Below are 8,904 nucleotides of genomic sequence, written 5' to 3'. Positions count from 1 at the left end.
GAAATGTTCCGTAAATTGCTTGACGAAGGTCGTGCAGGCGAGAACTGTGGTGTTCTTCTTCGTGGTACTAAGCGTGAAGACGTACAACGTGGTCAAGTACTTGCTAAACCAGGTACAATCAAGCCGCACACTAAATTCGACGCAGAAGTATACGTACTTTCTAAAGACGAAGGTGGTCGTCATACTCCGTTCCTTAACGGTTACCGTCCACAATTCTATTTCCGTACAACTGACGTAACTGGTGCAATCCAGTTGAAAGAAGGCGTTGAAATGGTAATGCCAGGTGACAACGTTGAAATGTCAGTAGAACTCATTCACCCAATCGCAATGGACCCAGGTCTACGTTTTGCGATCCGTGAAGGTGGTCGTACTGTAGGTGCTGGTGTTGTTGCGAAAGTAACTGCATAATCACTGAAAAGTAAAAAAACGCTCCTAACGGGGCGTTTTTTTATAGTCGAAAATTTTCAAATACAATTAGGTCAATTTTATGTCTCTTATTCGTTTGATGACCCATACAGACGTTGCGCGTATCCATCAAATTGAAACGCAGGTACAGACGCATCCATGGACTTACCAGCAATTTGCTGATGCCGTTGAAAGCTATCAAAGTACGGTGGTCGAGATTGCAGGGCAAGTGGTTGGATTTTGTATTTTGCAACCTGTTTTAGATGAGGCAAATTTATTGCTAATGGCAATTGATCCAAGTCAGCAGGGCAAGGGCTTGGGTTTTGAATTACTGGAGCAATCTATTGCACAATTGAAAAATGATCCATTACAAATTTTTTTAGAAGTTCGAGAGAGTAATCGGGCTGCAATTGCCTTGTATGAAAAAGCAGGCTTCCATCAAATTGATTTGAGAAAGAATTATTATCCCAATTCCAATGGCACGCGCGAACATGCCATTATTATGGTTAAAGCGTGTAGTGATGATTTTTCTGCATTGTTTGCAGAATAAAATTATTTAATTAAATGTTCCCATTCATTGGGGAAAATAGTCATAAAAGAATCGCCAAGCTGTTGAATTTGTTGGTTTGATAAGGCGTGATTCAAACGACGCCATTGACCATCAATAAGTAATTCAAACGGAATATATTGGCATTTGTAGTTCATTTTTTTTGAGTGTGGTACCCAATATCCAAGATAGACAAAGTCTAAACCGAGTGAATGTGCATATTCAATTTGCTTCAAAATCGCAAATACGCCTAAGGAGCGCCGCTGTGCTTCGGGTTCAAAAAAAGTATATACCGCAGACAGTCCGTCATTTAAATGATCACAGGTAGACACGCAAATCAGTTGATCTTTATCCCAAAGTTCTAAGAAAAAGCTGTCGGTACAGCTTTGCATCAAAAATTTTTCAAATTGGTCAAGACTTGGCGGATACATATCGCCATCGCGATGGCGTAAATTGATATAGCGTTCGTATAAATTGTAGTGCGCGCTATTGGCATCTTCTGGACGGGTGATTTTTAGGCTTAAATCTTGATTGCGTTTCCACGCTTTTTTTTGTTGGCTGTTCATTTGGAAGTGTTCAACAGGAACACGACAGGACAAGCATTGGCGACACAAATGGCATTCTGGGCGATAGACAAAATCGCCGCTGCGGCGAAAACCATTGCGCGATAATTCGGATAAAGTCAGTACGTCAATGCGTTGGCTTGGGTCTAAAAACACCATACGTGCAGAGCGATGATCTAGATAACTGCAATCGTGCGGTGGGGTAATATAATATTGTAATTCATTCAAAAGGGGTGTGGGGCGATAAGAGTTCATGCTGTTTTTCCCTCCCTAATTTATAGTCATTTTAAAACATGTTGATTTATTGCAATCGTATCTGAAAAAAATACACGGTTCTGATACTTTTTCCAATCGATATTCGGCTGTTTTATCACATCTTGTAACGATTTTAAGTAGTTTGTTCGAGAAATGGTCGTTGCACCTAAGCTTAATAAATGATCATTTTTAAGCTGGCAATCAATCCATGGCAAATTTTCATGCTTTCCAATCAGCATTAATGTGTAAAAAGCCATTTTGGATACATCAGTTGCATGGCTAAACATCGATTCGCCGAAGCAGCCGTGTCCAATATTTACACCATATAAACCGCCAATTAATTCTTGCGACTCGTTCCAAACTTCAATGCTATAGCCAAAACCCAATTCAAACAATTGAATGTAGCCAGCAATGATGTCTTCACTAATCCAGGTTTCATTGGCGTAGGCACGCGGTAGGGCACAGTGGCGAATCACATCCTCAAACGCATGATTGATGCTAATTCGATAGCGCTGTTTTTTCATTGTTCGAATTAACGACTTACTCGGCTTAAACGTTTGTGGTTGAATAATGCAACGTGGTTCTGGCGACCACCAGCAAATCGGTTCACCTTCGTTAAACCAAGGGAAAAGCCCATGGGAATACGCTTGCAGCAAGGTCGATGGCTGTAAATCTCCACCAATACAGATCAAGCCTTCGCCATCGGGATCGGCCAATTCTGGGTCTGGAAAAATCGGTGCATGGTTTTGCATCATGTCTAGGCAAGTGTATTGGAGGAACTTACATCATAGCCTAAGCCTTGACGTTTCCATAATTGTAAATGGTCTAAGAAAGCAGCATCTGTGGCATATATTATGCATAACGAGGTTTTGTTATTTGTGTTTCGGTATTTGTATTATGCAAACCATCAAAAAATCTCTCTTTCTGCAAGTCATTATTGCGCTCATTTTCGGCTGTGTTGTTGGTTTCTTCTTTCCTCAATATACTAAGGATTTTCAAGTCTTAGGCGATGCGTTTGTTAAATTAGTCAAAATGCTGATTGCACCATTGGTGTTTTGTGTTGTGGTTTTGGGTATTTATGGTGCAGGCGATTTAAAAAAAGCAGGTAAGGTTGGGCTAAAAACGATCCTTTATTTTGAGGTGATGACCACGGTTGCACTTTTATTGGGCGTTGTGGTGGCGTATATCTTCAAACCTGGCGCCGGTATGCATATAGATGTGCACAGTTTAGATGCAGCAAGCTTAAGCAAATACAACGAAAATGTGCATAGCGTGACCAATTTTTCCGATTTTTTCTTAAATTTAATTCCACAAACGGCTGTTGGCGCATTTACAGGGGCTGAAGTTTTACAAGTGGTGTTATTTGCAATTATTTTTGGAATAGCGCTGTCTTATTTACCGAACGATGTTAAAGACCCCGTTGCATCGGCAATAGACAAAGTCTCACAAGTCATTTTTAAAATGATGGGCTTAATTGTGAAGCTCGCACCGATTGGGGTGTTTGGTGCGGTTGCATTTACTGTGGGTAAATATGGTCTGAGTTCATTAATGAACTTGGGTTACTTGGTGGTTTTATATTATGCCTGCGTGATTTTCTTTGTGGTGGTCATTTTAGGCGGAATTTTGCGCTTATTTGGTTTTAATATTTTTAAATTAATCCGCTATTTAAAAGAAGAAATTTTGGTGGTGTGTGGCACGGCATCTTCAGATTCAGTGTTGCCACAAGTCATGAATAAATTAACCCAATTGGGGATTAAAAATACTACGGTCAGCTTGGTTGTACCTTCAGGCTATTCATTTAACTTAGATGGTTTTTCCATTTACCTGACCTTGGCCGTGGTATTTATTGCTCAGGCAACCGGAACAGCACTGTCGTTGCACGATTTAATGATGATTTTAATCATTACCTTATTTACATCAAAAGGGGCACACGGAATTCCGGCATCTGCAATTGTAGTATTGGCTGCAACCTTAAATAGTTTTCCTGCCATTCCTGCGGTGGGATTGGTGCTAATTTTATCTATAGATTGGATTATTGGCATTATTCGCGCAGTGAGTAATTTAATTGGTAATTGTGTTGCAGCGGTGGTGATTGGCGCATGGGAAAAAGATTTAGACTTTGAACGTGCCCATCAGGTTTTAAATCATCCTGAATTAGCAAAAGCAGCCGAAACAGATTTTGTTGATGACGCGATGGTATTGCCTTTTCCTGTTGCTAAAGACTTAAATTAATGGCACCTGTAAATCAAACAACAAAAAAAAGCAGCCGAGGCTGCTTTTGGAGTAATTGTAAGATTATTTTAATTGGTCAAGGTAGGCATCGGCATCGAGTGCAGCCATGCAGCCTGCAGCAGCCGAGGTGATCGCTTGACGATAAACCTGATCGGCAACATCACCCGCAGCAAAAATACCTTCTACAGAAGTTGCTGTTGCATTGCCTTTAATACCGCTGTTGACGACAATATAGCCATCTTTAAGTTCAAGTTGACCTTGGAAAATTTCGGTATTTGGTTTGTGACCAATCGCAATAAATAAACCTTGTGCATCAATTTGTTGTGTTGAATCATCTTGGGTCGATTTTAAGCGCACGCCTGTCACACCGGTATTATCGCCTAAAACTTCATCGACTTGGTGATTCCAAACAATCGAGATTTTGCCTTCTTTTTCTTTGGCAAATAAATGATCTTGCAAGATTTTTTCAGAACGCAAGCTGTCACGGCGATGCACTAAGGTGACGTGTGCTGCAATATTAGACAAATAAAGGGCTTCTTCAACCGCGGTGTTACCGCCACCAACCACCACCACATTTTGGTTTTTATAGAAGAAACCATCACAGGTTGCGCAAGCACTCACACCTTGACCCATGAATTTTTGTTCAGACTCAAGCCCTAAATATTGTGCGGTTGCCCCCGTTGCAATAATGAGTGCATCACAGGTGTATTCGCCCATATCGCCTTTAAGCACAAATGGACGCGTCTTGGTATCTACTTCGTTAATATAGTCGTAGACCAATTCAGTGCCAAAACGTTCAGCATGTGCTTGCATTTGTTCCATCAGTGCAGGGCCAGTTAAACCTTCCGCACCGCCCGGCCAGTTGTCGACTTCCGTGGTGGTGGTCAATTGCCCACCCAATTGTAAACCTGCAATTAAAGTCGGTTTTAAATTTGCGCGTGCTGCATACACTGCGGCGCTATAGCCAGCAGGGCCTGAACCTAAAATAATTAATCGTGAATGGCGAGCACTCATGTACTTTTCCTTTTATAATCTCAATTGAGAAAAATTATACGTGAAATAGGGAGAATTTTGTGGCTGTTCGATGTCGATAATATTGATCATCTAAATCGAATTCAGCTATATAAAACACTAACAAAGATTCAGTATTCTACTGCATCTTTTTTTACAGAACAGGTGCATAATATATAAAGATTTATTGATTGAAAGAAGTAAATATGCTTATTTCAATATTTCCCATTGGTTAAATTGCTACAGGACAATATATGACTGCGGTGTCGAGTGTATATGCACAGCGCTTACTCATCACATTATTTTTGGTGTCATTTGGAATATATCTGTTTCTAGCGACAGTCACTTATACACCATTTGATCCGGGTTGGATGCATATTTCAAGCGACACACAACAGGTGTCTAATGCCAGTGGGGTTGCAGGGGCGTGGGTTGCAGATTTATTGTTTGGCTTTTTAGGCTGGGCAAGTTTACTGTTGCCGTTGTTTTTCTTTATTGAAGCCATACAAGTGTGGTGGCCACGTAGTTTTTTAAGTCGCCCATTTCGCTATGCTGCGCAATTTTTTATTTTGCTTGCGACGGCAAGTTTATTGTACTTATTTTGGAATGTCCCAAGCGACGCCTTAGAAAATGCCTCGGGTGGCATCATTGGTTATGAATTGGGTGTTAGCCTTTCGCAACTCATTACCGTTTATGGCGCAAGTGCATTCTTACTCATTCTATTAGTTATTTTAGTCACGCTTGCTTTTGGCATTCAGTGGAATAAAACATGGGCAACCTTAAAAGCCACACCCAAATATTTACAAGATCTATTTTATAAAAATGTGCCTGAAAGTGAAGCCGATTACGACTTAACCACCAAAAGTTCAACTACACGCGTTGTTGTGGAGCAAGTCGCCGCCGCACCAACACAAAAAGATCCTGTGGCTGAGGTTGAATCTAAAGCCGAACAAGCCAATGCGAAAAGTGCCGCAGCGGAATCTTTATTTGATCGCTTTGTAAATGAACCGTCTACAATGCCTGAAAAAGTCGCCGAAAAAATGACACCAGCGGTGAATGCAGCCGAAAATACAGCGAAAGTAACCCCTCAACCTGCGCAGCACGCTGAAAAAATAATTAGCACAGGAAGCGTTTGGCGCGCGTCCAATCATGACGATGTCGAATTACAAGAACAAGAAATTGATGCCTTGTTAAAAGCCGCGCAAGATGAACAACGTCCTGACTCTGCCAATAACACCGATTTTAACCATTCAGGCACTAGCACATCTGATTTAGATTGGAATGATGATCAAATCTTTGATGATTTGTTGGCCGCCGTTCCCAATACCAAAACGGCCGATATTCATCAGCCATTTCAACAGCAAGCGGATGATGCATTGTTTAGTAACGAGCAGACATCAACTTCAGCCAAAAATCTACACGATGAACCGATTGCCGATATTGAAAAATTGTTGGCAATGGATGATACAGCAGCAGAACACACAACCGCATTAGCGATAGAACCTGAACAAAATACTGCTGCGCAACCCCGAGTTGCCAGCAGTTATGCACAATCAAGTTCATTTGTGAATGCAACCATTCAAACCACACTTGCCAAGCCTGAATTATCTAAAGAAGAATTTATTGAGGCGTGGCAAGAAACTGCAGGCAAACCTCAAGACGAGGATGAATTTGACTTCGATGCACCATTAACCGATGCTTCAGGTCGACCAATGTCGCGCGCAATGGAAGTGGCTGCAAAACGTAAAGACTTGCCAACATTGCCTTCAACCGATTTATTAGATCGGGTCGATCCAAATAAAAAGGTGAATTTCACCGCAGAGCAGTTGTCGCGTTTGTCTGAATTGCTCGAAATTAAATTACAAGAATTTAATGTCAAAGCGAAGGTGGTGGAAGCACAGCCGGGCCCTGTAGTCACCCGATTCGAGCTAGATTTGGCACCCGGCGTTAAAGCCTCTAAAGTCACCAATATTTCTCGTGATTTGGCACGTTCGATGTCGATGGCATCGGTGCGTGTGGTCGAGGTCATTCCTGGCAAGCCTTATATCGGGATTGAAGTTCCAAACAGCACGCGTGAAATGGTGCGTTTAATTGAGTTATTGGATACACCAAGTTACCGTGACCCGAATAATTTAATTAGTATGGCAATGGGTAAAGATATTTCAGGCAATCCAGTGTTAACCGACTTGGCAAAAGCGCCACATATGTTGGTGGCCGGCACAACGGGTTCGGGTAAATCTGTGGCGGTAAACTCGATGATTTTATCGATGTTGCTGAAATATACGCCAGATCAATTGCGCCTGATTTTGATCGATCCAAAGCAACTTGAACTTGCAAACTATAACGATATTCCACATTTATTAACGCCTGTCGTCACCGACATGAAAGATGCCGTGAGCGCATTGAATTGGTGTGTGAATGAAATGGAACGTCGTTATAAGCTTATGTCCTTCCTTAAAATTCGTAAACTAAGCGACTACAATCGTAAAGTTGAAGAAGCATTAGCCAACGGTGAAGATTTAATCGATCCAACATGGAAGCCAAGTGATTCTGCGGTTCAAGACCGTGCACCTCGCTTAACGCCATTGCCGTCTATTGTGATTGTTGCCGACGAATTTGCAGATATGATCATGCAAGTGGGTAAAAAAGCCGAAGAAATGATTACCCGTTTAGCGCAAAAATCTCGTGCGGCAGGCATTCACTTATTACTTGCTACACAGCGCCCATCGGTCGATGTGATTACTGGTTTAATCAAAGCCAATATTCCAACGCGGGTGGCATTGCGCGTAAACAGTAAGATTGACTCACGGACTATTTTAGATGCGGGTGGTGCTGAAGATTTACTCGGACATGGCGATATGCTGTTTCTAGGGCCGGGTAAAATTGAGCCAGAACGTGTACATGGTGCATTTATTGGCGATGACGAAGTAAACCGAATTTGCGATGCTTGGCGTGAACGTGGCTCTCCGAATTATGTCGATGAAATTTTAACGCCTTATGATGAAGAACCAACATCGCGTGGTTTTGAAGACGGTGATACCGATCCAAGTCGTGATGCTTTGTATGATCAATGCGTATCCTTTGTGTTAGAAACCCGTAAAGTATCGGTTTCATCCTTACAACGGAAATTTAGCTTGGGATATAACCGCGCTGCGCGTATTGTCGACCAAATGGAAGAAAACGGTATTGTGAGTGCGCAGGGTGCCAATGGGAAGCGCGATATCTTAGTTTAATGGGTTGGTTGCAATGGGATTTGCCATTGCAACCTTTCTTTAGTTAGGGGTAATAAACAAACCGAGCACAACTAAAATCCAAAATATTGAAAACAGGATAATTAATATAATTTCAGGCTTGCTTAACGATTTTCCTTCTATCACCATAACGGCTGCCGATTTAATTTTTGCTGCGTTCAAGGCTTGAAAGGGTTGGATTAAAAACACAATGCTCGCGAATGAGATTAACCAAAATGGATCGGGTAGTTTGTATAGCATAGACGTGAATATGTAACCTACAAAAAGTAATCCCGATGAATAATCTTGCGTATGGCCAGTTTCATTGGAAAACTTTTTTATTTTATTAAACAATTGATATAAAAAGAAAATACAGAATATCGAGCGCAGTGCAGGCATAATTTTAAGCTGATCTTTTTGTTGGAAAAAACGCCATGCTGTAAAAATCCACCAAATATCGTAAATGCCGAAGGTGAGAATAGATAAAAAAATAAATTTTTTAAGGCTGATGATTCTCTGAGGATCAATCGTCGAGAATATTGGTTGGCTTGTGATTGTGGACATTGTTCATCTCTTGAAAAGAAATAGTTTAATATTAGTGAATATATTTATGCCGCGTAGTGTATGTTATTTTCTAGAAAGAATGAAGATTGAAGAAAAG

Annotated in this window: 8 protein-coding genes; 4 read left to right on the top strand and 4 right to left on the bottom strand. The window is 41.3% G+C overall.

The window, feature by feature from the left end:
- Together I2F62_RS10500 and rimI are read left to right on the top strand one after the other, a co-directional pair.
- Window positions 1-408: EF-Tu/IF-2/RF-3 family GTPase (locus I2F62_RS10500; protein WP_324626961.1), on the top strand; the 408-nt coding region annotated here is incomplete at its 5' end.
- 79 nt (window positions 409-487) lie between these two features.
- Window positions 488-955: a ribosomal protein S18-alanine N-acetyltransferase gene (rimI, locus tag I2F62_RS10495; protein WP_324626960.1), complete on the top strand. Its 468-nt coding sequence runs from the start codon at window positions 488-490 to the stop codon at window positions 953-955.
- A gap of 2 nt (window positions 956-957) precedes the next feature.
- On the opposite strand, the gene I2F62_RS10490 is transcribed toward rimI, so the two are convergent.
- The gene (locus I2F62_RS10490; protein ID WP_324626959.1) at window positions 958-1,770 is read right to left on the bottom strand and encodes an arginyltransferase; all 813 of its coding nucleotides are present in this window, start codon (window positions 1,768-1,770) and stop codon (window positions 958-960) included.
- Between the two features lie 26 nt (window positions 1,771-1,796).
- A complete protein-coding gene (gene aat, locus I2F62_RS10485; protein WP_324626965.1) occupies window positions 1,797-2,522 on the bottom strand; it encodes a leucyl/phenylalanyl-tRNA--protein transferase in 726 nt (241 codons plus the stop codon).
- 145 nt (window positions 2,523-2,667) lie between these two features.
- Here aat and dctA point away from each other — a divergent pair, with 145 nt between their 5' ends.
- Entirely contained in the window at window positions 2,668-4,002 is a 1,335-nt protein-coding gene (dctA, locus tag I2F62_RS10480; protein WP_420713755.1) for a C4-dicarboxylate transporter DctA, read from the top strand.
- A gap of 63 nt (window positions 4,003-4,065) precedes the next feature.
- Here dctA and trxB read toward each other — a convergent pair whose 3' ends face one another.
- On the bottom strand, window positions 4,066-5,016 hold the full coding sequence (gene trxB / locus I2F62_RS10475) for a thioredoxin-disulfide reductase (protein ID WP_324626958.1): 951 nt from the start codon (window positions 5,014-5,016) through the stop codon (window positions 4,066-4,068).
- 251 nt (window positions 5,017-5,267) lie between these two features.
- Between trxB and I2F62_RS10470 the strand changes: the two genes are divergently transcribed.
- A complete protein-coding gene (locus I2F62_RS10470) occupies window positions 5,268-8,246 on the top strand; it encodes a DNA translocase FtsK (protein ID WP_324626957.1) in 2,979 nt (992 codons plus the stop codon).
- Window positions 8,247-8,285: 39 nt separating this feature from the next.
- Here the strand turns inward: I2F62_RS10470 and I2F62_RS10465 are convergent, their stop codons facing one another.
- Window positions 8,286-8,807 carry a DUF4234 domain-containing protein gene (locus tag I2F62_RS10465; protein WP_324626956.1) on the bottom strand — a complete coding sequence of 174 codons (522 nt, stop codon included), beginning with the start codon at window positions 8,805-8,807 and terminating at the stop codon, window positions 8,286-8,288.
- Between the last annotated feature and the right edge of the window lie 97 nt (window positions 8,808-8,904).

This window comes from Acinetobacter sp. MD2(2019), from assembly GCF_035615615.1.
Lineage (GTDB): Bacteria > Pseudomonadota > Gammaproteobacteria > Pseudomonadales > Moraxellaceae > Acinetobacter.
The sequence above is the reverse complement of the archived record's forward strand: the minus strand, read 5'-3'. Positions and strand labels throughout refer to the sequence as shown.

Excerpts from the sequence above, each read along its gene's own strand:
- I2F62_RS10470 (WP_324626957.1), top strand. The coding sequence starts at position 5,268 with ATGACTGCGGTGTCGAGTGTATATGCACAGCGCTTACTCATCACATTA.
- aat (WP_324626965.1), bottom strand. The coding sequence starts at position 2,522 with ATGCAAAACCATGCACCGATTTTTCCAGACCCAGAATTGGCCGATCCC.
- I2F62_RS10465 (WP_324626956.1), bottom strand. The coding sequence starts at position 8,807 with ATGTCCACAATCACAAGCCAACCAATATTCTCGACGATTGATCCTCAG.
- I2F62_RS10490 (WP_324626959.1), bottom strand. The coding sequence starts at position 1,770 with ATGAACTCTTATCGCCCCACACCCCTTTTGAATGAATTACAATATTAT.
- rimI (WP_324626960.1), top strand. The coding sequence starts at position 488 with ATGTCTCTTATTCGTTTGATGACCCATACAGACGTTGCGCGTATCCAT.
- dctA (WP_420713755.1), top strand. The coding sequence starts at position 2,668 with ATGCAAACCATCAAAAAATCTCTCTTTCTGCAAGTCATTATTGCGCTC.
- trxB (WP_324626958.1), bottom strand. The coding sequence starts at position 5,016 with ATGAGTGCTCGCCATTCACGATTAATTATTTTAGGTTCAGGCCCTGCT.